Origin of the sequence: Alcanivorax sp. NBRC 102024 (genome assembly GCF_001602235.1) — a bacterium.
Taxonomy (GTDB): Bacteria; Pseudomonadota; Gammaproteobacteria; order Pseudomonadales; family Alcanivoracaceae; genus Alcanivorax.
This window is the reverse complement of record NZ_BDAS01000014.1, coordinates 37,274-58,720: the sequence shown is the minus strand read 5'-3', so window position 1 is coordinate 58,720 and position 21,447 is coordinate 37,274. Positions and strand designations below refer to the sequence as shown.

Here is a 21,447-nt window from a genome sequence, read left to right as displayed (position 1 = left end):
CCCCGCGACTTGGGGAGCGCTGGGCTGAGCTGGTTGAATTGCCTTTGATGGTGCTGGCCAGTTTTCTGGTGGCCCGTTGGCTGGTGCAGCGATTTAGGTTGGTGACGGTGATGCAGTGTATTGGCACTGGCTTGCCGGCCCTGTTGATGATGCTGAGTGCCGAGTTGGCGGTGATGCGGTTTCAAGGGCAGAGTCTGGGCGAGTATCTGGCGGGACGCGACCCGGTATCCGGTATGGCCTATCTCTTTTCTTTGTTGCTGTTTGCGGCCATGCCGTTGCTGGTACGCCAGCAGGCAGTGAACCGGCCCTAAAACCGCACCTTCCCCAACGGCACCAACAACACCGCCGCCCCGATCAGCGCCGCCGCCGCCCCCAGCAACCCGGGCGCAAAACTTCCGCTAGTTTCCAGCAACCGCGCCGTCACCACCGGCCCCAGTATCTGCCCGACCCCATAGCAGGCCGTTAACGCGCCCAGGGCGGCGCTGGCCGCATGGGGGGCCAGTTGGCGGCCGCAGTACATGCTCAGGGCGACCACGGCGGTGAAGGTGCCGCCCACCAGCAGGCCGCTGATGACCAGCCCGGTGAGGCCGGGCAGCCAGGCGGGGGCGCTGACGCCCAGGGCCTGAACCACCAGTGCAGTCATAAGCGCGTTGCGTTCGCTGGTGTGGCTGGCCAGTTTGCCCCACAGCAGGTTGGCGGGCACGGCGGCCAGGCCCACGGCCAGCCAGGTATAGAAGGCGGCGCTGTCCAGGCCGGGCAGTTGGGCTTTGGCGATTACCGGCAGGTAGGTGGTGCTGGTGATGTAGCCGAAGCCGGCCAGGGTATAGCTGGCGATCAGAAAGCCCAGGGCCGAGCGGTTCACCGGCGCCCGTTCGTGCTGGCTGTGTTTGGCGTGGGGCAGGGCGGGGATACGGCGCAGTAGTGGCAGCAGGACCAACGCCAGGGCCCCGCAGGCCAGCCACATGGTGGCGTAGCTACCTTGCAGGCTTTCTATAAGGGCAACGGTGAGGGCAGCGATGCTGATGCCCAGGCCGATGCCCGCATAGTGAATATTGCCCAGCCGGGCACGCAGATGATTGGGCATGGCGCCCAGCACCAGGGCGGAACCGTTGACCATGATGATGGCGCTGGCCACTCCGGCCAGAAAGCGGTTGATAGCCCAGGGGGTGAAGGTGGTGCTCAGGCCCATGAGCAGGCTGGTGATCACACTTGCCCACAGGGCCAGCCAGAACGCGGTGCGGGCCCGGTGGGCGGGCACTGCCATGGCGAGCATGGCACCGGCCAGGTAGCCGCCGTAATTGATGGCCGCCAGGTAGCCACCGCTGATGGCGGTGAGGGAGGTCTCGGCGATCATGTCAGGCAGGGCCGGGGTGAACAGGAAGCGGCCAATGCCCAGGGCAATCACCAGACTGAAGGCGCCGGCGATGGCGGTGAGCAGGTGATCTCTGTCTGTGGTCATCAACACGGTTCCGTTTTGTCTGCTGCCGGGGCTGGTGCCATTCACCTGCAGGCAGGTTCCTGCAGTGTCTTTAGCGATTGTGGATCTGTGTCACCACCGCAATGGAGCGCGCAGCCTAACAGGCTGTGCCGTGTTCGGCTTCATCATTCGAATGATGTTCATTATTCATCGCAGTGATAAATGCGGCCTTGGTCGAAGGCAGTGCGTGTTTTTTTCACCAGGGCAGGGCAAAACGCGGGGTTTTTGGCGAAGACAATGAGCGGCACCCAAGCCGTGATGCATTTTGGTGAGAAAGCCCTGACTCACAACGGTGCCTGCTGAGCGAAAACCGGGCGTCAAAGTCAGCCCGGCTGGAGCCCGGTATCGGTAACCCCATGAAAAATAAGTCTTTTAAAAACTGGCACAGCATTTGCCTTATGACAGGGTAAGCACAACCGCTGTGTTGTGCGCGAGATAACCATCTGTGTGGTCAACGGCGACCGCACTCCGATGCGAGCAAAGGCGCTCAAAGATTCCTGCCAATGGTGGCGGGACGCTTTGAGCGCTTTTTTTATGCCTGCAAAAAACGGGCAGAAGAGGTAAGGATGATGAAAGGTTTCAAGAAAACATTTCGTGGTGTGCTGGCTGCGATGACACTGGGCCTGTCAGCCACGTCCGTGGCGGACGATGCGGTGGGCTGGCCGGAAAAGGCGGACCTGAAGTTCGGTTTTATCAAACTGACGGATATGGCCCCGCTGGCCATCGCCTACGAGAAAGGCTACTTCGAGGAAGAAGGCCTGTTCGTGACCCTGGAGGCCCAGGCCAACTGGAAGGTGCTGCTGGACCGGGTGATCGACGGTCAGCTGGATGGCGCCCACATGCTGGCCGGCCAGCCACTGGGGGCGACCATCGGCTACGGGACCGAAGCCCATATTATTACCGCCTTCAGCATGGACCTGAACGGCAACGGCATCACCGTTTCCAATTCCGTCTGGGAAGAAATGAAAAAGCATATTCCCAGCAAGGATGGCAAACCGGTGCATCCCATCAAGGCGGACACCCTCAAGCCGGTGGTGGAGCAATACAAGGCGGCCGGCAAGGCATTCAAGATGGGCATGGTGTTTCCGGTGTCCACCCATAACTACGAGCTGCGTTACTGGTTGGCCGCTGGTGGCTTGAACCCGGGCTATTACGCGCCGCACAAGGGCGATACCAGCGGCCAGTTGCAGGCGGATGTGTTGCTGTCCGTGACGCCGCCACCGCAAATGCCCGCCACCCTGGAAGCCGGCACCATTCATGGCTACTGCGTGGGTGAGCCCTGGAACCAGCAGGCCGTGTTCAAGGGCATCGGTGTGCCGGTGATTACCGATTACGAAATCTGGAAAAACAATCCGGAAAAAGTGTTCGGGGTCAGCAAGGCCTGGGCAGAGGAATATCCCAACACCCATATCCGTGTCGTCAAGGCGATGATCCGTGCTGCCAAGTGGCTGGATGAAAACAACAACGCCAACCGGCCGGAAGCGGTGAAGATCCTGTCTCGCCCCAACTATGTGGGCGCCGACTATGACGTGATTGCCAACTCCATGACCGGCACCTTCGAATACGAGAAAGGCGACAAGCGAGAGATCCCGGACTTCAACGTGTTCTTCCGCCATCACGCCACCTATCCCTACTACTCCGATGCCATCTGGTACCTGACACAAATGCGTCGCTGGGGACAGATCAGCGAAAGCAAGCCGGACAGCTGGTACATGGACATCGCGAAAAAAGTGTATCGCCCGGACATCTACACCCAGGCGGCCAAGTCGCTGATTGCCGAAGGCAAGATGAGTGCCGATGAATTCCCGGATTTCGCCAGTGAAGACGGCTTCAAGCTGCCACAGAGCGAGTTCATCGACAACATCACCTATGACGGCCGCAAACCGAACGCGTACCTGAGCCAGTTCCCCATCGGCCTGAAAGACGGCGAGACCCTGTAACCGGGGAAACGAGAGGAAGGAGACAATCATGGTGACCCTGACATTCCCGACCTGGATGGAACCCTACCGCGCACTGGCCACGGGCAAGGTGTCCCGAGATCAGTGGCAAGCGCTGATGCGCCAGCTGCTGTGGCCGGTACTGGGGATAGGCCTGTTCCTGCTCATGTGGCAGTTCGCGGCCCAGCGGATTGATACCTCGCTGGGCCAGTTCCCTGGCCCGGCCCAGGTGTGGGAGCAGGCGGGCAATCTGGTCAACGAACACCAGCAGGCCCGCGAGCGGGAAGTGGCGTTCTATGAACGGCAGGAAAAGTACATTGCTGCCCGGCTGGAACAACAGCCGGACTGGCAGCCGGTCACCCGTGCCTATACCGGTGCGCCCACCTTCTTTGATCAGATCGGTACCAGCCTGATCACGGTAATGAGCGGTTTTCTGCTGGCGTCGATGATCGCCATTCCGCTGGGCATTGTCATCGGCCTGAGCAGCACCGTGCACGCGGCTGTGAACCCGCTGGTACAGTTGTTCAAGCCGGTGTCGCCGCTGGCCTGGTTGCCGCTGGTGACCATGGTGGTGAGTGCGCTGTATGTGAGCGATGACCCGATGGTGTCCAAATCCTTTCTCACTTCCATGTTCACGGTTTCCCTGTGCTGCCTGTGGCCCACGCTCATGAATACGGCGGTGGGGGTCACCTCGGTCAGCCAGGATCTGACCAATGTATCCCGAGTGCTGCGACTCAATGCTCTCAGCCATGTGCGCAAGATCGTGCTGCCGTCGGCGCTGCCGATGATGTTTACCGGCCTGCGTCTGAGCCTGGGGATCGCCTGGATGGTGTTGATCGCCGCAGAAATGCTGGCGCAGAACCCGGGTCTGGGGAAGTTCGTCTGGGATGAATTCCAGAACGGCAGCTCCCAGTCCCTGGGCCGGATCATGGTGGCGGTGATCGTCATCGGCCTGATCGGTTTCCTGCTGGATCGCCTGATGCTGATGCTGCAGCGCGCGCTGGTGTGGGACAAATCTTCAGCACAACGCTAGCAATGAGCCCCCTGTACAGCTGCTTGCATGCTCAGGCAGTAGCCCCGAAGGGCGCGGCCTTAACACACATCTGCGGCGCCTTGTCTCTTGGAAAGGAGAGTCACCCTTACCTGCGAGACAAGACACCACAGCTGCATGCTTCAGACCACGCTGAGCACACAATCAGCCGTACAGGGGGCTCAAGGAGAATCAAAATGAAAGCCCTACTGGAACTCTCCAACGTCGGCATGAAGTTCGACACGCCGAAAGGCACGTTCGAAGCGTTGAAAGATGTGAATCTGAAAATTGATGCCGGTGAATTCGTCTCGCTGATCGGCCACTCCGGCTGCGGGAAGTCCACGGTGCTCAATATCGTCGCCGGCCTGCTGCAGGCTACCGATGGCGGGGTGATTCTGGACAAGCAGGAAGTCACCGAGCCCGGTCCCGAACGGGCGGTGGTATTCCAGAACCATTCGCTGCTGCCGTGGCTGACGTCGTTCGAAAATGTGGAGTTGGCGGTCAAGCAGGTGTTCAAGAAAACCAAGTCGAAAGCCGAGATTCGTGACTGGGTGGAACATAACCTGGAGCTGGTGCACATGGCCCATGCCATGCACAAGAAGCCGGACGAAATTTCCGGTGGCATGAAGCAGCGCGTGGGCATCGCCCGGGCCCTGGCCATGCAGCCCCAGGTGCTGCTCATGGATGAACCCTTTGGTGCGCTGGATGCGCTGACCCGTGCCCACCTGCAGGATTCCCTGATGGAGATCCATGCTCAGCTGGGTACCACGGTGATCATGATTACCCATGATGTGGATGAGGCGGTGTTGCTGTCCGACCGTATTGTGATGATGACCAATGGGCCCTCCGCCACCATCGGCGAGATTCTGGACGTCAATGTGCCGCGTCCAAGGGACCGCCTGGCCCTGGCTGACGATCCCACCTTCGTCCGTTGTCGTCAGCAGGTGCTGCAATTCCTGTACGAGAAACAACGCAAGGTGGAACCGCTGCCCAAGCGTACTGACGCTGCCACTGGCGCCGCGCGCAAACGGGCCTGATAACCGTTTATGACTGATTTTATTCGCCTGCTTTTTTCGCACACGGAAAAGCGGGCAGGGGGAAGGTGTGCCTGATGACAGCACATCACTGTTTTTTATTTTGGGTAATTACTTCGAGGAAACGACCATGAAATATTCTGCCATTGCCGCCGGCGTCATCCTGTCCACGCTCGGCTTTTCGGGGGCGGCTCACGCCGAAGACGATGCGTTTATCACCGCGTTGAAAGCCGGCAAGCCGCTGCTGGACCTGCGCCTGCGCCACGAGGAAGTGGAGAGCGACGGTGCCGCAGAGGATGCCCAGGCACTCACCCTGCGTACCCGTCTGGGTTACCAGAGCGGCACGCTGCACGGTTTTGATGTGTTGGGGGAGTTTGAAGACACCCGCATTGTCGGCAAGGTCGACAACTTTGCGCCGCATATGACCGGCTACCCGGTGATCGCCGATCCGGAAGTCACCGAGCTTAATCGCGCGGCAGTGCGTTATACCGGCAGCGATGCGCTCGACGGTCTGGTGGCCACCTATGGTCGTCAACGCATTATCTACGACAACGCCCGCTTCGTCGGCAACGTGGGCTGGCGTCAGGATGAGCAGACTTTCGACGGCGCCAAGCTGGATTACCGCACGGGTGACTTTGCTTTCTCAACGGCCTACCTCACCCAGGTAAACGGCTTCACGCCCAAGTTCGATGCCAATGTCTCCAATTATCTTTTTAACGCCAGCTGGGCCGGAATGCCGGGGGGATCGCTCACTGCCTATGGTTACTTGTTTGAAACCGATAACGTGCCCGATTCCGATAACGACACCTACGGCTTGCGCTATGCCGGTGCCTTCGATCTGGATGCCGTAAAGCTGCTGCTCACCCTGGAAGGCGCCCAGCAAGAGGTGGAAGCCGGCGATACCGAGTACGTCTTCGCCGAAGTGGGCGCAGAAATGGCCGGTGTCACCGTCAAGGTCGCGCAGGAAGTGCTGGGCTCGGATGACGGTCAGATTGCCTTCCAGACCCCCCTGGCCACCAAGCATGCCTTCAATGGCTGGGCGGATCAGTTCCTGGTGACTCCGGCGGATGGTCTGAAAGACAGTTTTGTCAGCGTCGGTACCAAGCTGGCGGGGCTCAAGCTGGCGGCGGTGTATCACGACTTCCAGGCTGACGAGGGCAGCAGTGATTACGGCACCGAAACCAACCTGCTGGTGGCACGGCCCATCGGCAAGCATTACGTGGTGGGCCTGAAATACGCCGACTACAGCGCCGATGATTTTGGCGCTGACACACAAAAACTGTGGGCCTGGGCAGAAGTGAAACTCTGAGCAAGACAGCGCCGTTTTGGCGCCGCGGGGTGCACCGCTATGGTGCACTCCGCGAGGTCTGTTGTGGTGAATAAGGAATCGCAAAGAAAAACAGTAGGTTAATAAACCCATGACTGGCACAACCGTTGCAAACCAATCCCTTAACACTCAATCCCTGGACGCTTCCGACACTATGGCCCTGAAAATCATGCTGGTGGATGACCAGCCACCGCGCGCCGCGATTCTGGAGCGTGCCCTGATCGACGAAGGGCACGAGATCCTCTGTCGTCTGACCAGTGCTGCTGGGCTGGCGGAGAAGGTGCATTCCAGCAACCCGGATGTGGTGATCGTGGACATGGACGCGCCGGACCGGGACACCCTGGAAAGCATGGCCCTGGTGCAGCGGGATATGCCGCGCCCCATGGTCATGTTCTGCAACCAGGACGATGAGGATCTGATCGTGGCGGCCCTGCGTGCCGGCGTCAGTGCCTATGTGGCCGGGGAAACCGATCTGGCCCGGGTGCGTGGGGTGATGCGCGTGGCCACCGCCCGTTTCCGGGAATACCAGGCCCTGCGCGAGGAGCTGGAACAGACCCGCGAAGCGCTGGCAGAACGCAAGATCATCGAGCGGGCCAAGGGCCTGCTGATGCAACGCCGCCGCCTCAACGAGCAGGATGCCTACAGCACCCTGCGGCGCCAGGCCATGAATACCGGCCAGCCACTGATCCAGGTGGCCAGGTCGGTGCTGGATTATGCCGAGATGCTGAAAGCCCAGGGCTGAATAACGTCAGGCGCCTGACGCCAGAACAGGAGCGAGCATGAGAAGAGTGAGCCCATTGAGAAAATCGCGCAGCCTGATCGAGGCACCCAGCAAAAAAGTCTGGCGTGCCACACCGGCTGAGGGTGTGCAGGTGGTCAAGCGTCAGGTATCCAGCGTGCGCCGCCAGCTTGCGGAGCCAACCCCATGAAAATCCGTATCGGCTATATGCCGCTAACCGACAGCCTGCCGTTGGTGGTGGCCCAGGAAGCGGGCTACTTCGCCGCCGAAGGGCTGGATGTGGAGCTGCAACCGGAGTGGAGTTGGGCCAGCCTGCGTGATCGCCTGCTGGTGGGGCAGCTGGATGCGGCACCCATGCTGGCGCCCATGCTGATGTCCACGTCACTGGGTCTGGGCTGCATCAAGAAACCCCTGGCCACGGCCTTCTCCATGGGCCTGAACGGCAACGGCATAACCGTCTCCCCGATGTTGTTCCAGGGGCTGTGTGCGTTATCCGAGGGACCCACGCCCAACGACATGGCCAGCGCCATGAACAAGCTGGTGGCCGCCAGGGCCGGCAGTGGTGAGACGCCGCTGGTACTGGCGGTGGTATTTCCGTTTTCCTGTCATGCCTACCAATTACGTCACTGGCTGAGCGTGGCCGGGCTGGACCCGGATCACGATGTGAAGCTGGTGGTGCTGCCGCCGTCGCAGATGGTGGATCACCTGCGCATGGGGCATATCGATGGCTTCTGTGTGGGCGAACCCTGGAACAGCCTGGCCGCCCTGACCGGCGCCGGGCACTGCATCCTTTCCGGTTACCAGATCTGGGAAAACGCGCCGGAAAAGGTGCTGGCGGTGTCCCGGGACTGGGTGGCCCGTAATCCCGGGCCCCACCGCGCCATGCTGCGGGCCCTTTTCCGGGCCGCCCGCCATGCGGACGAGAATCTGTTGGAGAGTCTGTCGTTGCTGGCGCACCCGGCCTGGCTGGATGTGCCGGCGGAAGTGATCCGAGCTCCCTTCAGTCAGCGGTTGCCCGGCGGCCTGACCGGGCAACCGTTTCCGGCCCATCACTTTCATGTGTTTGCCGGTTTCCATGCGAATTTTCCCTGGCGATCTGACGCCCGTTTCCTGCTGGAAGAAATGCAGCGCTGGCGCCAGTGTTCCCTGGAAGAAACCCGGACCTTCGCGGCCCAGTGCTACCGCACCGACCTGTTCCGCGATGCCCTGGCGGATCTCACCAGCCTGCCACTGATGGACAGCAAACCGGACGAGCGCCACGCAGGCCACTGGCAGTTACCCGGCGAACCGAAGCCCGTGGAGCTGGGGCCGGACCGGTTGTTGAAAGTGATCGAAGCGGAAGCGGGGCCGGCACAATAGAACCCGCCCCGTTGGAGCTTTGCTCGCAAAGCGAAGGCGTTTGGTTTGGCACTGAGCCAGCTTCTTGCCTTTCGCCTTGCGAGCAAGGCTCCAACGGGGATTTAGTTTTTTTGGTGGAGGGGCGTGAGGTAGGCCGATAATTTGGCCTTTTCACCGTTGGAGCTTTGCTTGCAAAGCGAAGGGGTTCGGTCTGGCACGGTGCCAGCGTTTTGCTCTTCGCCTTGCAAGCAAGGCTCCAACGGGGGGGCGTTGGTTTCGGTTTCGGCAGAGGATGCTAAACCGCTTCGCGCAGCTGCTTGGCCGCATCCACCATGTTGGCCAGGGCGCCGCGGGTTTCTTCCCATTTGCGGGTTTTCAGGCCGCAGTCCGGGTTCACCCATAGCCGTTCTTTCGGCAGTCGCTCGGCGGCTTTTTCCATCAGCTGCACCATCCAGCCCACGTCCGGTTCATTGGGGGAGTGGATGTCGTACACCCCCGGACCAATGTCGTTGGGATACTGGAAATCCCGGAAGGCATCCAGCAGTTCCATGTTGGAGCGGGACGTTTCGATGGTGATCACGTCCGCATCCAGAGCGGCGATGGCCTCGATGATGTCGTTGAACTCCGAGTAGCACATGTGGGTGTGGATCTGGGTGTCGTCGGCCACGGCTACGGTGGCCAGGCGGAAGCAGTCCACGGCCCAGTCCAGGTACTGGCCCCAGTCGGCTTTGCGCAGGGGCAGGCCTTCGCGCAGGGCGGGTTCGTCGATCTGGATCACCTTGATGCCGGCGGCTTCCAGGTCCTGCACTTCATCGCGCAGGGCCAGGGCGATCTGGCGACAGGTGTCGGCGCGGGGTTGGTCATCGCGCACGAAGGACCACTGGAGGATGGTCACCGGCCCGGTGAGCATGCCTTTGACGGGCTTGTCGGTGAGCGACTGGGCGTATTGCGCCCATGCCACGGTCATCGCCTCGGGGCGTTGCACGTCCCCGAAGATGATCGGCGGTTTGACACAGCGGGAGCCATAACTCTGCACCCAGCCGAAGCGGGTGAAGGCAAAGCCATCCAGTAACTCACCGAAGTATTCCACCATGTCGTTGCGCTCGGCTTCGCCGTGCACCAGCACATCCAGTTCCACCTCTTCCTGATAGCGGATGCAGCGGGCAATTTCCTGCTTCATCTGCTCGGTGTAGGAGGCGTCGTCCAGGCGACCGGTTTTCCAGTCGCGGCGGGCGGTACGGATCTCCCGGGTCTGCGGGAAGGAGCCGATGGTGGTGGTGGGGAAGGCCGGCAATTGCAGCGCTTGCTGTTGTTTGGCAATGCGTTCCGCAAAGGGGCTGTGGCGGTCGCGGGAGACGTTGCCGGCGTCAGTCAATCGCTTGCCCACTACCGGGTTATGGATACGATTGGACAGGCCACGGGCCTGCAGCGCGTCCCGTTGGGCCTGCAGACCCGCATTGACGCGGCTGTCGCCGTCCAGGGCGCCGCCCAGTAGCGCCAGTTCCTGCAGTTTTTGTTTGGCAAAGCTGAGCCAGCTTTTCAGTTCGCTATCCAGCGTGTCTTCCTGATCCAGATCCACCGGGCTGTGCAGCAGGGAGCAGGAGGGCGCCAGCCACAGCCTCTCGCCCAGTTCGTTGCGCAGGGAAATCAGCGCATCCAGGGCCGCATCCAGATCGGTGCGCCAGATATTGCGGCCATTGATATAGCCCAATGACAGCACCTTGTCGCCCAGCCGCGGCACCACCTGACCGAGATCATCGTTGCCGCGTACCCGGTCCAGATGCAGGCCATCCACGGGCAGTTCCAGAGCCGTGAACAGGTTGGTTTCCAGGCCGCCGAAGTAGGTGGCCAGCAGCAGCTTGCAATCACTGGCGGCGGCGAGCTGGTCATAGACACGCAGGTAGCTGCGTTGCCAGCTGTCGGGCAGGTCCAGCACCAGAATTGGTTCATCGATCTGTACCCATTCCACCCCCTGATCGGCGAACCGCTGCAGAATCTGGCGGTACACGGGAATCAGGCTGTCCAGCAGGGCCAGCTTGCCGTTGTCGTCGGCGCCCTCGAAGCTATCGCCCTTGCTCAGGTAGAGATAGGTGAGCGGACCGGGAATTACCGGTTTCGGGGTATGGCCCTGGGCCTGGGCCTCGGCGACCTGCTCGAACAGGCTTTCCCGGGCAATACGGAAGGTCTGATCCGCCGCCAGTTCCGGCACGATGTAGTGGTAGTTGGTATCGAACCACTTGGTCATTTCACAGGCCGCCGCCGGCGTGCCGGTGGGGGCCCGGCCCCGGGCCATGCGGAACAGGGTATCCAGGTTTACCGGTTGCTCGTTGTCCTGCTGGAAGCGGTGGGGCACCACGCCCAGCAGGCAGGAAAATTCCAGAATCTGGTCGTACCAGGCGAAATCGCCCACGGGTACCAGGTCCAGGCCGGCTTCCGCCTGCAGCGCCCAGTGTCGTTCGCGCAGGCTCTTGCCCACATGTTCCAGTTCGGTCTGTTGCAGATCGCCGGCCCAGTAGGCTTCCACGGCTTGCTTCAACTCACGGCGGGCTCCGATACGGGGAAAGCCGAGGTTGTGGAGGGTGGTCATGCTGTCTTCCTTTCATGCAGAAATGGGGACACTGGCTGGCCTGCCATCAGGTGCCAGTGGGATTGAGGGCTATTGTGGGGACAGGTGAAGTTGAGGCAAAATCAAATATCTAATTTTGAATATGAGTTTGTCTCATGCTGGAAGTCCGACATCTGACCACCCTGCTGGCGATTGAAGAGGCCGGTTCCCTGATGGAAGCGGCGGAACGGCTTCATGTGACCCAGTCTGCGCTGTCCCATCAGATCAAGGATTTGGAGGGGAGGCTGGGCGCTGCCCTGCTGGTCCGGCGCACACGTCCGGTGCGATTTACCACGGCTGGCTTGCGGGTATTGACGCTGGCCCGGGAGGTGTTGCCCCGGGTGCAGCAAACGGAAAGGGAGCTGAAACGGCTGGCGGCGGGTCAGACCGGGCGCCTGCATATCGCCATTGAATGTCACTCCTGTTTCCAGTGGCTGATGCCGGCACTGGATGCGTTTCGCGAACACTGGCCGGAAGTGGAACTTGACCTGTCTGCGGCCTTCAGCTTTGCGCCCTTGCCGGCGCTGGTGCGCGGTGACCTGGATATGGTGATCACTTCCGATCCGCAGGAAAACGAGGCGGTGAAATATCTGCCCCTGTTCCGCTATGAGCTGGTGCTGGCGGTATCCCGGCAGTCGCCCCTGGCGGCAAGCAAGTGGATTGAGCCGGACGATATTGCCGACCAGACCCTGATTACCTATCCGGTGGAGCGGGAGCGTCTGGATGTGTTCACGGCGTTCCTCAACCCGGCCAATGCTGAACCCGCCGCCATTCGTACCGCCGAACTGACTCCCATGACAGCACAACTGGTGGCGGCGGGCCGGGGCGTGGCGGCGTTACCCAACTGGGCGCTTACCGAGTACACCGAGCATGACCTTTTGAAAACCGTGCGGCTGGGCGAGAAGGGCGTCTGGCGCACGCTGTATGCGGCTGTGCGGGTGGAGGACCATCACACCCCTTACATGCAGGAATTCTGGGAAACCGCCAAGGAATTGTGTTTCAAGACCCTGAGCGGGGTGCGGGCGGTGAAAGGCAGTTGATCCTTTCCTGTAGGAGCTATGCTTGCATGGCGAACACGACGTAAGAGAAGTTCGCCATGCAAGCATAGCTCCTACAATCCATGGAAATGTCGGGTTGGGTAATAGAGAAAAATAACGCCAGTAGATGCTGGCAAGGTTGCTGTTGAATAAGGTCGCTTGCGGTGCGATTTTCCTCAGGTTTGGCTGTTGCGATTTGCAGGGGGCAACGTTTTCAGTTGTGCGAGAGACAAAATGAACGTGGCTGCCAGCAGGAACAGGGACATGGGTTGCCGAAACTCTGGATGCCCGGCCAGGAAAAAGCCGCCGTGGATGGCGACGGTCAGTAGCCCCAGCCCAGTCAGGAATTGGTGAGACAGGCGTTGGTGGGGGCTGTGGGTGGCCACCTGCAGGAAGGCCATCAGTGCCAGAGCGATGATGGGCAGGTTCAGTATCAGGTTGAACTGATTGCCACCGGGTAGATGGAAAAGATTCCACTCGTGCCAGTAGGCGGCATCGATCTGATGGGTAAGCAGGACGGTGCTGTTAAGTAGGAAAAGGGTCTGTGGCAGGTCGGGTTTCATGGCAGCTCTCCAGTGTCACTGCCATAAAACCCGTTATGGAGAGGGAATGCCATTACCTCTGAGGTAACGGTTTATTCCCCGTCGCGAAACTGTATCTGTAGTCCTGTCAGGAAATTACGCAGGATCTGGTCCTTGCACTCCCGATAATGCTTGTGGCCGGGTTTGCGGAAGAAGGCGCTGAGCTCGTGTTTGCTCAAACGGAAGTTGGCCAGTTCCAGAATGGCCAGCACGTCCTCGGCCTGCAGGTTCAGCGCGATCTTCAGTTTCATGAAAATCATGTTGTTGGTCAGGCGGGATTCCGGTTCCGGTTGCGGGCCGGGCTTTTTGCCACGCAGGGCATTGATCAGGCCATTGAGAAAGATCGCCAGGGTGCGGTCGTTGCACTTCTGGAAAGCCGGGTCGTCATCTTTTTTCAGCCAGTTGCTGATCTGCTCGCGGGTCACGGTTTCGCCGGCTTCGGCGAAGACGCCGATCATGCGGCTATCGTCAAAGTCGAAGATATAGCGAGCGCGGCGCAGAACGTCATTATTAAGCATGGAAAACCTGTAGTGAGCGGCAGGAGAGGGCGTGGGCCCATGTTACAGGGAACCGGTAACCGGGACACGCCCCTATTGTTCGGGCTTACGGGGTGAAAATCTTCAGCCCGACAATGCCCGCCAGAATCAGCCCCAGGCACAGCAAACGCGGCGCATTGACGGCATCCTGGAACAGCAGAATGCCCAGCAGCACGGTGCCGATGGTGCCCATGCCGGTCCACACCGCGTAGGTGGTGCCCACGGGCAGGGTCTGCATGGCTTTGGCCAATAGCCAGAAGCTGGCGGCCATGCCGATGACGGTTAAGACGGAAGGAAGCGGGCGAGTAAAGCCGTGGCTGGCTTTCAGCCCCAGTGCCCAGCCGGATTCGAGGATGCCGGCGAGAATGACCAGAACCCATGCCATGATAAAACTCCTGCATGGGGTCGTCCCCTGGCAGGCTTTTCAACAGCCTGCCCGTGAGTGCCGTGATCGAGGTCGTCCTCGGGCACCGGATTGGTGATTGTATCAAGCCCTTGGAAGTGGGCAAGGAAGGAAAAGTTCCCCCGAGCGGTCAGCTGGCGGTCACCCCGGTGATCCATTTTTTGGTGGGCATCTGAAACAGGCGTTGGCTTTCCGCCTGGCATTTCTTCAGCAGACGTTTTTCCCGCCCGTGGATGGCATCCAGGGTATGGGCCAGATCTTTCTGCTTCTCGATGGCGTGGCTGTGTGCCAGCACATGCTCGCGGAGCATGTGAAGGTCGTGGAGTTTGCCCAGTTTCTTGCCCAGGCGCTCCAGGTCCGCATCGTGGCAGGGTGTGTGGATGTTCTGATCCGCCAGGGCCTGCTGCTGATAGAGCAGGTACTTCACCCATTTGCGCAGGTCATGCCAGGGTTGCGGGTCGCTGCCGCCCTGGGCCTTGATGGTGCGATTGCGGCACTGCTTGTAGGTGCGCGCCAGACCACTGACCAGCAACTCATGGTCGCTGATGCTCAGGGCCAGCGACTGCCAATATTGCTGGTCCTGGGCGAAGGCGGTGATGGCTTCCTGATGGTGGTGGGTTTCCGGCTGCAGGTCGGTGTCGCTGAACAGTGTGCTTGCCACCCGGCTCAGAGAATGTCGGCGGGGCTTGTCGGCCTTACTGGCCAGTTTCTGCAGCGTGGCGGCCATGACGTGGTTGTCGCGGGCGCCGGCCAGCAGCCGGGCGGCACTGCGGATGCCGTGATCAAAGGCGCGGTGATCGTCGCGGCTGAGCCAGGGGCGCAGCAGTTGCCATTGGGCGCGCAGCCGTTTCACGGCCACCCGGCAGTCGTGTACGGCATTGGCGGGCAGGGGTTGATGCTGCAGATCTGCCAGTGCCTGCGCATTAATGCGGATGGCCTGCTGGCATAGCCGTTCAGCCAAGGTGTTCTCGTCCATGGTTCCCTCCGTCCTCCTCCTGAGTCTGTCGGGATATTATGACTGCGTCGTGATGAACATTATCCATCCAGTGATTCACTGAGCGCCAGCTTCACCATTGTCTTCCACCCAGTAGATCTGCTTGTGGCCCAGGGCCTCATAGTGCTGACGGGCCTGTTCCGCTGCCTGGCGACTCGGGTAGTCAGCCACTCTGGCCCGGATGCCGTTATCGTCCTGGCGCCAGAGGGTATAGCGGTGCTCAGTCATCGGCCCACTGGTTGTAGGGCGTGCTGCTCAGTGCGCTGTTGTAATAGCGGGGATCGCCGGTGACTTCTTCGCCGAGCCAGTCGGGTTTGTCGAAGGGGGTGTCTTCACTGGGCAGTTCGATTTCAGCAACGATGAGGCCATCGTTGTCACCATGGAAGACATCAATTTCCCAGCACAGCGCGCCCTGGGGCAGGCGGTAGCGGGTCTTGTCGATGACGCCGGCGCCGCACAGTTCATCCAGCATTTGCCTGGCGTCTTGCTCGGGCACGGGGTACTCGAATTCACTGCGGGTGGCGCCCACGGTTTTACCCTTGATGGTCAGCCAGCCGCGGGTGCCGGCAATGCGAACGCGCACGGTGGCGTTCTTGTCGTGGCTCAGGTAACCCTGCGTCAGCCGTTCGCCGGCCAGTGAATCCACGATGCGCGGATCGTTGATAAGAAACTTGCGCTCAATTTCCTGTGCCATGGTCGAGTCCCAGTTGATCGAAGGTGATGGCAAAGCCCAGGCTTTCATAGCCCTCGAGAATCTCGGCGGGCAAGTAGAACGCCGGGTCGTCCATCACGAAGTAATGTGACACGCCGATGCCGAAACGGTAGCCCGGATCCAGGGCCTGCAGTTGCGGCGACAGGCGCTTGAGTTTGTAGAGCAGTTTCTCGAAATGATCCCGGTGGCTGGCGGTGTGGTCCAGCTGGCTGGAGAGGATCCAGCGATTTTCCCGGCGGCGTGCCTCGGGGAAGGCCTCGCTGAAGCTTTCCCCTTCATGCCAGTAGTCGTCAGCGCTTTGTCCCAGCAGCAGATCCAGTTGGCGGGGATCATGGTCAAAGCCGAACACCGCAAAATAGACGTGGTGTTCCATGGCTCACTGTTCCGGTTGCAGGTCGCGGTTGCGTTGCAGCTCGTTCACCGGAAAGCCCTTGCTTTCGGCCAGCTGCAGCAATGCTTGATATTGATCATCTGGCAGCTCCGGGCTACGTGCCAGAATCCACAGGTATTCCCGGCTCGGTTCGCCGATCACCACCGTCTGGTAATTCTTGTCCAGGGCAATGATCCAGTAATTCCCCTCGGTGATGGTGGGTAACAGTTTGGATATCCAGCTGTCGAAACGCACCTTGAGTTTGGCATTGTCAGAACCGGGGACCACCCGGGCGGTGCCTTGCGCTACGCTGGGTTCCTCGCCGTCACGTTGGCAGCGGTTGACCACGCGCACGGTGCCATCCTCATTGAGAGAGTAAGTGGCGGTGGAGTTATAGCAACCGCGCTGGAACCACTGGGGCAGGCGGGCGATTTCATACCAGGTGCCGCTGTAGCGTTCCAGGTCTACCTGGTCGACGGTGGCCAGGGGCTTGTCCCCGCCGCAGGCGCCCAGCAGGCTGGCGAGGAGCAGGGTGAACAATCCCGGTATCAGTCGCATGGCGATATCCTCTTTGTGGGTAGAGTGACAGGCTAGCCTGAATCAAGCCTGACATGAATGGGCATGCTATACTGCCGCGCGAATTCAGGGAGCTAATTTTGTCCGATTCATCCACCAGACTTGAGCTTGTGCGACTGGGCTGCGAGCGCGACGATCGCATGCTGTTCAGTGGCCTGAGCCTGACCGCCCGCGCCGGGGAAATCTGGCAGATTACCGGTGCCAACGGCGCCGGCAAGACCACCCTGTTGCGGATTCTGGTGGGGCTGCATGGCTTCTTTGAGGGCGAGCGACGCTGGTGGCAGCCTCAATGGCAGCAGGACCTGTTGTATCTGGGGCATCAGCCTGGCGTCCGCGAAGAGCTCAATCCGCAGGAAAACCTGCGCTATGCCTGCGCCCTGAACCATCAGGCCGGTGACCCCATGGCGGCCCTGGCGGCGGTGGGCTTGCGGGGTTTCGAGGATGTCCCGGCGGCGCATCTGTCCGCGGGCCAGAAACGGCGGGTTGCCCTGGCGCGGTTGTGGCTGGAACGCAAAGCGGTGTGGGTGCTCGACGAACCCTACACGGCCATCGACCAGGACGGCGTGGCACAACTGGATGCGCAGATGCAGCAGGCCGCTGAGGCCGGCTCCCTGGTGATCTATACCTCCCACCACCGGGTTGGCGACGGCGTGCAGCGACTGCATCTGGAGAATGGCCGTGCCGAGGTGCTGTCATGAATACCTTCCGTGCCGCCCTGGGTCGGGAATTGCTGGTGCTGTGGCGTAGCCCGGCGGAGATCATCAATCCGCTGTTTTTCTTCGTGATGGTGATCAGCCTGTTTCCGCTGGCAATCTCCCCGAAACCGGAATTGCTGGCTACCGTGGCGCCGGGGGTGCTCTGGGTGGCGGCCCTGCTGGCGGTGATGTTGTCCCTGGATGGCCTGTTCCGCCGGGACCAGGAAAGCGGTGTGCTGGACATGTTGCTCACGGCCCCCGTGATACCGGTGGTGCCGGTACTGGCTAAATTGCTGGCTCACTGGTTGCTCACCGGCCTGCCGCTGGTACTGATTTCGCCGCTGCTGGGCCACATGCTGCAACTGCCGGATGGGGCCCTGGGGACGGTGATGCTGAGCCTGCTGCTGGGCACGCCGGCGCTGACGATTGTCGGCGCCATTGGCGCGGCCCTCACGGTGGGTCTCAATCGAGGTGGTATCCTGCTTGCCGTGCTGGTGCTTCCCCTTTATATCCCGGTGCTGATTTTTGGCGCCGGGGCGGTGAGTGCAGCGGCCGGTGGCGCCAATGTGGATGGCATTCTGGCGATTCTGGGTGCCTTGCTGGCATTAACGATCAGTCTGGGACCCTTGGCGGTGAGCGCCGGTCTCAAAATCAGTTCAGGGAATTGAGGTTCAGATAACGAAATGGTCTGGCAAACGTTGAAGCGGTGGTACCACATGCTGGGCTCACCGCGCTATTTCTACACCTTCAGCTCCCGGGTACTGCCCTGGCTGACGCCCATTGCCTTGCTGACTCTGGCGGCGGGCCTGGTCTGGGGATTGGCATTTGCCCCGGCGGATTATCAGCAGGGCAACAGCTACCGGATCATCTTCATTCACGTGCCCGCATCCAGCGGTGCCCTGATGGGCTACATGGCCCTGGGCGTGTCCGGTCTGGTGGCGGTGGTCTGGCGCATGAAGATGGCGGAGGTGATGCTCAAGTCCATCGCTCCCTTTGGGGCGGCGCTGGCGGCCATTTCCCTGGTGACCGGTGCCCTGTGGGGCAAACCTACCTGGGGTACCTACTGGCAGTGGGATGCGCGCATGACCTCCATGCTGATTCTGCTGTTCATGTATGTGGGCGTGATTGCCCTGCAGGCGGTCATCCGCGATCCCCGTCAGGCAGCCCGGGCCGCGGGCCTGCTGGCCATGGTAGGGGTGATCAATGTGGTGATCGTGAAGTATTCCGTGGAATGGGTGCAGACCCTCCATCAGGGTTCCACCCTGAAGATGTTCGGTGAATCCACCATTGATCCGGCCATGAAGTATCCGCTGCTGTTGAGCATGCTGGGCCTGTGGCTGCTCTATGCCGTCAATGTGCTGCTGCGCGCTCGCACTGAGGTGCTGTGGCGGGAACGGCGCAGCAAGTGGGTGAGCAAACGGGTGAAGGAGGGCGAGCACTGATGGCTTTCGACAGCTTTGCCGATTTCCTGGCCATGGGAAAACATGGATTTTATGTCTGGAGCGCCTATGGAGTCAGTGCGCTTTTGATCATCGCCAACATGGTGTTGGCGATACGCGGGCAGGGACAGGTGCGTCAACGTCTGGCACGGCAACAGCGCCGTGACTCTCTGGGAGAATCTGAACAATGAATGCGGCACGCAAGCAGCGACTGATCCTGGTGGTTTCCATTCTGGTGGGCCTGGCTATCGCCTGCGGATTGATGTTTTATGCCCTGCGCCAGAATATCAATCTGTTTTTCACTCCCCAGCAGGTGATGGCCGGTGAGGCGCCGCTGGAAACCCAGATGCGTGTGGGTGGCCTGGTGGAAGAGGGCAGTGTGGTGCGCGACCAGGAGACCCTGGACGTGCAGTTTGTGCTCACCGATGGCAAGGGCCGCTTTACCGTGCACTATCAGGGTATCCTGCCGGACCTGTTTCGCGAGGGGCAGGGCATCGTCGCCAACGGCACCCTGATAAGCCGCAACCGCTTTGAGGCCGAGGAAGTGCTGGCCAAGCACGACGAAACCTACATGCCGCCGGAAGTCCAGGATGCCCTGGAAAAGGCCGGTCATCCGGGGGCGAAAAAAGGCAGTGAATAATTAATAGTTAATAATGAATAACGCCGCGCGCCAGCGCGTTGCGATCTTCACCGACAGAAGCCGCGTCCAGACTCTGGGCGCGGCTTCTGTGGTTTCAGGGCCTGGGAGCCTGTTCCGCGACGTTATTAATTATTCATTATTAACTATTCATTGCCCCTCAAATTTTCCTTGCTACCCCTCCCTGTCTGGCCCTACATTCGCGGGTATCGGTGCCATCTCCGGCGCCTCGCAATTTAGGGCTTTTCATGAGTCAGGTTATTATTCTGGTCGACGACCCGGCAGACTGGGCCGCCTACTATCCCGCCCGCCATCTGCTCTCCGCCCGGGAGTATCTGCAGGCACAGCAACCGGTCTGTACCGACAAGAAAGTGCAGGTGATCAACCTGTGCCGCAGCTATAAATACCTCAGCCCCGGCTACTACTGTTCCCTGCTGGCGGAAGCTCGCGGGCAGCGGGTGTTGCCGTCCGTACGAACAGTGAATGACCTGAGCCGCAAGGCGCTTTATGGCCTGCATTTCGGTCAATTCGAAGCGGCGCTGGACAAGGCCATGAAACGCAAGGGCAGTGGGACGGATCACTTCTCGCTGATGCTGTACTTCGGCCACACCACCCAGGAAGGCCTGGCTGACCTGGGGCGGCAGATTTTCGATCAGTTGCCCTGTCCGTTGTTGAAGGTGGAGTTCCGTCGCCGCGAGCAGTGGACCATCGAAGCGTTGAAGCCGCTGGCCCTGAAGCAACTGAAAGGGGCCGAGGAAGATGCCTTTGCCCAGGCCCTGGAGCAGTTCAATGCCCGTGTCTGGCGAAATCCTCGCCGCCGCCGCAGTGACCGCTACGAACTGGCCATGCTGGTTAACGAGGAAGAGGCGTTGCCGCCCAGTGACAAGGCGGCGTTGAAGCGTTTTATCCGGGCCGGACGTCAGCTGGGGATTCGGGTGGACCAGATCGGCCGTGATGCCTACACCCGCCTGGGTGAGTACGACGGTCTGTTTATCCGTGAGACCACCGCACTGGATCACCATACCTACCAGTTCGCCCGCAAGGCAGAACAGGAGGGCATGGTGGTGATGGATGACCCGGGTTCGATCCTGCGCTGCACCAACAAGATCTACCTGGCGGAACTGATGCAGGCCAATGGGGTGCCGGTGCCGCCAACGGCTTTTGTGTTCAGCGATGACGATGAGCAGATTGACCGACTGATCGACGAGCTGAAACTGCCCATGGTGTTGAAGATTCCTGACGGCAGTTTTTCCCGGGGTATCAGCAAGGTGAAGACCCGCGAAGAGCTGGCCACCAGCCTGCGGGATTATCTGAAACAGTCGTCGGTGGTATTGGCCCAGGCCTTTATGTACACGGATTACGACTGGCGCATCGGCGTGCTCAACAACCGGCCCCTGTTCGCCTGTCAGTATTTCATGAGCAAAGGGCACTGGCAGATCTACCACCACCAGAGCGGCGGCAAGACCGAATCCGGCAACAGCCGTACCCTGCCGGTACAGGAAGTCCCGCCCAAGGTGCTGAAAGCCGCCCTCAAGGCCGCAAAGCTGATGGGCAATGGCCTCTATGGCGTGGATCTGAAACAGTCCGGGGACCAGGTGGTAGTGATCGAGGTGAACGACAACCCGAACATCGATGCCGGGGTGGAAGACGCCTGGTTGGGCGAGGATCTGTATCGCCAGGTGATGCTGGAGTTCCTGCGTCGCATGGAGGCCAAGCGCATCGGCCTGCCGGTGTAGCCTCTCCCTTTCCGTAGGAGCGTCGCTGGCGGCGCGATTCGGGCATTGCCCAGGGGGGATGTAGGAGCACCTCAAGAGGCGTTATTCGCTCCGCTCACCCTTCGGGCCGCACGGAACGACGTGCGTTACTCCGCTACGCTCCGTTCCTACAGGGGGCGCTATTGAACGCCTTGGCTCATTTCTCGCAACATCCTGGCGTTGCCTTTCGCCACCTCGTCAGGTCTGATCAGAGAAAAGCACAAGG

General features: G+C 60.6%; 25 protein-coding genes. 15 read left to right on the top strand and 10 right to left on the bottom strand.

Annotated features, from left to right (window positions below):
* On the top strand, positions 1-311 hold a 311-nt coding region (locus A0251_RS17550), incomplete at its 5' end, for a hypothetical protein (protein WP_197461964.1).
* Here the strand turns inward: A0251_RS17550 and A0251_RS15965 are convergent.
* A complete protein-coding gene (locus A0251_RS15965; protein WP_062817838.1) occupies positions 308-1,459 on the bottom strand; it encodes a YbfB/YjiJ family MFS transporter in 1,152 nt (383 codons plus the stop codon). The genes A0251_RS17550 and A0251_RS15965 overlap by 4 nt on opposite strands.
* 584 nt (positions 1,460-2,043) lie before the next feature.
* Between A0251_RS15965 and A0251_RS15960 the strand changes: the two genes are divergently transcribed.
* The 7 genes from A0251_RS15960 to A0251_RS15935 all read left to right on the top strand — a co-directional run bounded on the left by A0251_RS15960 (position 2,044) and on the right by A0251_RS15935 (position 8,903).
* Complete coding sequence (locus A0251_RS15960; RefSeq protein ID WP_156478308.1) at positions 2,044-3,417, top strand: CmpA/NrtA family ABC transporter substrate-binding protein; 1,374 nt, start codon at positions 2,044-2,046, stop codon at positions 3,415-3,417.
* A gap of 28 nt (positions 3,418-3,445) precedes the next feature.
* Positions 3,446-4,447, top strand: a complete 1,002-nt coding sequence (locus A0251_RS15955; protein WP_062817834.1) for an ABC transporter permease — start codon at positions 3,446-3,448, stop codon at positions 4,445-4,447.
* A gap of 194 nt (positions 4,448-4,641) precedes the next feature.
* Positions 4,642-5,481, top strand: a complete 840-nt coding sequence (locus A0251_RS15950; RefSeq protein WP_062817833.1) for an ABC transporter ATP-binding protein — start codon at positions 4,642-4,644, stop codon at positions 5,479-5,481.
* A 127-nt stretch (positions 5,482-5,608) separates the two neighbouring features.
* The gene (locus A0251_RS15945; protein WP_062817832.1) at positions 5,609-6,787 is read left to right on the top strand and encodes an alginate export family protein; all 1,179 of its coding nucleotides are present in this window, start codon (positions 5,609-5,611) and stop codon (positions 6,785-6,787) included.
* A gap of 109 nt (positions 6,788-6,896) precedes the next feature.
* Entirely contained in the window at positions 6,897-7,547 is a 651-nt protein-coding gene (locus A0251_RS15940; RefSeq protein WP_082810936.1) for an ANTAR domain-containing response regulator, read from the top strand.
* A gap of 37 nt (positions 7,548-7,584) precedes the next feature.
* Positions 7,585-7,734, top strand: coding sequence for a hypothetical protein (locus A0251_RS17460; RefSeq protein WP_156478307.1), 150 nt, complete (start codon positions 7,585-7,587; stop codon positions 7,732-7,734).
* The gene (locus tag A0251_RS15935) at positions 7,731-8,903 is read left to right on the top strand and encodes a CmpA/NrtA family ABC transporter substrate-binding protein (RefSeq protein WP_062817831.1); all 1,173 of its coding nucleotides are present in this window, start codon (positions 7,731-7,733) and stop codon (positions 8,901-8,903) included. The genes A0251_RS17460 and A0251_RS15935 overlap by 4 nt, the downstream gene beginning before the upstream one ends.
* A gap of 274 nt (positions 8,904-9,177) precedes the next feature.
* Here the strand turns inward: A0251_RS15935 and metE are convergent, their stop codons facing one another.
* Positions 9,178-11,469 (bottom strand): 5-methyltetrahydropteroyltriglutamate--homocysteine S-methyltransferase, encoded by a 2,292-nt coding sequence (gene metE, locus A0251_RS15930; protein WP_062817830.1) that lies wholly within the window; start codon positions 11,467-11,469, stop codon positions 9,178-9,180.
* 134 nt (positions 11,470-11,603) lie between these two features.
* On the opposite strand from metE, the gene A0251_RS15925 reads away from it, so the two are divergent.
* Positions 11,604-12,527, top strand: a complete 924-nt coding sequence (locus A0251_RS15925; RefSeq protein WP_062817829.1) for a LysR family transcriptional regulator — start codon at positions 11,604-11,606, stop codon at positions 12,525-12,527.
* Between the two features lie 173 nt (positions 12,528-12,700).
* Here A0251_RS15925 and A0251_RS15920 read toward each other — a convergent pair whose 3' ends face one another.
* The 8 genes from A0251_RS15920 to A0251_RS15890 form a co-directional block, all read right to left on the bottom strand.
* On the bottom strand, positions 12,701-13,087 hold the full coding sequence (locus A0251_RS15920) for a DUF6713 family protein (RefSeq protein WP_062817828.1): 387 nt from the start codon (positions 13,085-13,087) through the stop codon (positions 12,701-12,703).
* A gap of 71 nt (positions 13,088-13,158) precedes the next feature.
* Entirely contained in the window at positions 13,159-13,623 is a 465-nt protein-coding gene (locus tag A0251_RS15915; protein WP_062817827.1) for a DUF1456 family protein, read from the bottom strand.
* Positions 13,624-13,708: 85 nt separating this feature from the next.
* The gene (locus tag A0251_RS15910) at positions 13,709-14,026 is read right to left on the bottom strand and encodes a multidrug efflux SMR transporter (RefSeq protein ID WP_062817826.1); all 318 of its coding nucleotides are present in this window, start codon (positions 14,024-14,026) and stop codon (positions 13,709-13,711) included.
* Positions 14,027-14,174: 148 nt separating this feature from the next.
* Entirely contained in the window at positions 14,175-15,020 is an 846-nt protein-coding gene (locus A0251_RS15905; protein ID WP_062817825.1) for a CHAD domain-containing protein, read from the bottom strand.
* Between the two features lie 75 nt (positions 15,021-15,095).
* On the bottom strand, positions 15,096-15,266 hold the full coding sequence (locus tag A0251_RS17545) for a hypothetical protein (RefSeq protein ID WP_197461962.1): 171 nt from the start codon (positions 15,264-15,266) through the stop codon (positions 15,096-15,098).
* The gene (locus tag A0251_RS15900) at positions 15,259-15,732 is read right to left on the bottom strand and encodes a CYTH domain-containing protein (RefSeq protein WP_062817824.1); all 474 of its coding nucleotides are present in this window, start codon (positions 15,730-15,732) and stop codon (positions 15,259-15,261) included. The genes A0251_RS17545 and A0251_RS15900 overlap by 8 nt, the downstream gene beginning before the upstream one ends.
* Complete coding sequence (locus tag A0251_RS15895; RefSeq protein ID WP_062817823.1) at positions 15,716-16,123, bottom strand: DUF4279 domain-containing protein; 408 nt, start codon at positions 16,121-16,123, stop codon at positions 15,716-15,718. The genes A0251_RS15900 and A0251_RS15895 overlap by 17 nt, the downstream gene beginning before the upstream one ends.
* A gap of 3 nt (positions 16,124-16,126) precedes the next feature.
* Positions 16,127-16,678: a lipocalin family protein gene (locus A0251_RS15890; RefSeq protein ID WP_062817822.1), complete on the bottom strand. Its 552-nt coding sequence runs from the start codon at positions 16,676-16,678 to the stop codon at positions 16,127-16,129.
* Between the two features lie 158 nt (positions 16,679-16,836).
* Here A0251_RS15890 and ccmA point away from each other — a divergent pair, with 158 nt between their 5' ends.
* From ccmA to A0251_RS15860, 6 genes are all read left to right on the top strand, one after another.
* Entirely contained in the window at positions 16,837-17,394 is a 558-nt protein-coding gene (gene ccmA / locus A0251_RS15885; RefSeq protein WP_062817836.1) for a cytochrome c biogenesis heme-transporting ATPase CcmA, read from the top strand.
* Positions 17,391-18,059 (top strand): heme exporter protein CcmB, encoded by a 669-nt coding sequence (gene ccmB / locus A0251_RS15880; protein ID WP_062817821.1) that lies wholly within the window; start codon positions 17,391-17,393, stop codon positions 18,057-18,059. Before ccmA ends, ccmB begins: the two co-directional genes overlap by 4 nt.
* Before the next feature lie 15 nt (positions 18,060-18,074).
* Positions 18,075-18,833 carry a heme ABC transporter permease CcmC gene (ccmC, locus tag A0251_RS15875; protein WP_062817820.1) on the top strand — a complete coding sequence of 253 codons (759 nt, stop codon included), beginning with the start codon at positions 18,075-18,077 and terminating at the stop codon, positions 18,831-18,833.
* Entirely contained in the window at positions 18,833-19,021 is a 189-nt protein-coding gene (gene ccmD / locus A0251_RS15870; RefSeq protein WP_062817819.1) for a heme exporter protein CcmD, read from the top strand. The genes ccmC and ccmD overlap by 1 nt, the downstream gene beginning before the upstream one ends.
* A complete protein-coding gene (gene ccmE, locus A0251_RS15865) occupies positions 19,018-19,470 on the top strand; it encodes a cytochrome c maturation protein CcmE (protein ID WP_062817818.1) in 453 nt (150 codons plus the stop codon). Before ccmD ends, ccmE begins: the two co-directional genes overlap by 4 nt.
* Positions 19,471-19,715: 245 nt before the next feature.
* A complete protein-coding gene (locus A0251_RS15860; protein ID WP_062817817.1) occupies positions 19,716-21,203 on the top strand; it encodes a RimK family protein in 1,488 nt (495 codons plus the stop codon).
* Positions 21,204-21,447 lie beyond the last annotated feature (244 nt).

Bases quoted from the DNA above. Each gene is read 5' to 3' on its own strand.
- A0251_RS15860 (WP_062817817.1), top strand. From the start codon at position 19,716: ATGAGTCAGGTTATTATTCTGGTCGACGACCCGGCAGACTGGGCCGCC.
- ccmE (WP_062817818.1), top strand. From the start codon at position 19,018: ATGAATGCGGCACGCAAGCAGCGACTGATCCTGGTGGTTTCCATTCTG.
- A0251_RS15925 (WP_062817829.1), top strand. From the start codon at position 11,604: ATGCTGGAAGTCCGACATCTGACCACCCTGCTGGCGATTGAAGAGGCC.
- A0251_RS15920 (WP_062817828.1), bottom strand. From the start codon at position 13,087: ATGAAACCCGACCTGCCACAGACCCTTTTCCTACTTAACAGCACCGTC.
- ccmB (WP_062817821.1), top strand. From the start codon at position 17,391: ATGAATACCTTCCGTGCCGCCCTGGGTCGGGAATTGCTGGTGCTGTGG.
- A0251_RS15935 (WP_062817831.1), top strand. From the start codon at position 7,731: ATGAAAATCCGTATCGGCTATATGCCGCTAACCGACAGCCTGCCGTTG.
- A0251_RS15900 (WP_062817824.1), bottom strand. From the start codon at position 15,732: ATGGCACAGGAAATTGAGCGCAAGTTTCTTATCAACGATCCGCGCATC.
- A0251_RS15960 (WP_156478308.1), top strand. From the start codon at position 2,044: ATGATGAAAGGTTTCAAGAAAACATTTCGTGGTGTGCTGGCTGCGATG.
- ccmD (WP_062817819.1), top strand. From the start codon at position 18,833: ATGGCTTTCGACAGCTTTGCCGATTTCCTGGCCATGGGAAAACATGGA.
- A0251_RS15910 (WP_062817826.1), bottom strand. From the start codon at position 14,026: ATGGCATGGGTTCTGGTCATTCTCGCCGGCATCCTCGAATCCGGCTGG.
- A0251_RS15895 (WP_062817823.1), bottom strand. From the start codon at position 16,123: ATGGAACACCACGTCTATTTTGCGGTGTTCGGCTTTGACCATGATCCC.
- A0251_RS15955 (WP_062817834.1), top strand. From the start codon at position 3,446: ATGGTGACCCTGACATTCCCGACCTGGATGGAACCCTACCGCGCACTG.
- A0251_RS15945 (WP_062817832.1), top strand. From the start codon at position 5,609: ATGAAATATTCTGCCATTGCCGCCGGCGTCATCCTGTCCACGCTCGGC.
- A0251_RS15940 (WP_082810936.1), top strand. From the start codon at position 6,897: ATGACTGGCACAACCGTTGCAAACCAATCCCTTAACACTCAATCCCTG.
- A0251_RS15965 (WP_062817838.1), bottom strand. From the start codon at position 1,459: ATGACCACAGACAGAGATCACCTGCTCACCGCCATCGCCGGCGCCTTC.
- ccmC (WP_062817820.1), top strand. From the start codon at position 18,075: ATGGTCTGGCAAACGTTGAAGCGGTGGTACCACATGCTGGGCTCACCG.
- A0251_RS15915 (WP_062817827.1), bottom strand. From the start codon at position 13,623: ATGCTTAATAATGACGTTCTGCGCCGCGCTCGCTATATCTTCGACTTT.
- A0251_RS17545 (WP_197461962.1), bottom strand. From the start codon at position 15,266: ATGACTGAGCACCGCTATACCCTCTGGCGCCAGGACGATAACGGCATC.
- A0251_RS15890 (WP_062817822.1), bottom strand. From the start codon at position 16,678: ATGCGACTGATACCGGGATTGTTCACCCTGCTCCTCGCCAGCCTGCTG.
- ccmA (WP_062817836.1), top strand. From the start codon at position 16,837: ATGCTGTTCAGTGGCCTGAGCCTGACCGCCCGCGCCGGGGAAATCTGG.
- A0251_RS15905 (WP_062817825.1), bottom strand. From the start codon at position 15,020: ATGGACGAGAACACCTTGGCTGAACGGCTATGCCAGCAGGCCATCCGC.
- metE (WP_062817830.1), bottom strand. From the start codon at position 11,469: ATGACCACCCTCCACAACCTCGGCTTTCCCCGTATCGGAGCCCGCCGT.
- A0251_RS15950 (WP_062817833.1), top strand. From the start codon at position 4,642: ATGAAAGCCCTACTGGAACTCTCCAACGTCGGCATGAAGTTCGACACG.
- A0251_RS17460 (WP_156478307.1), top strand. From the start codon at position 7,585: ATGAGAAGAGTGAGCCCATTGAGAAAATCGCGCAGCCTGATCGAGGCA.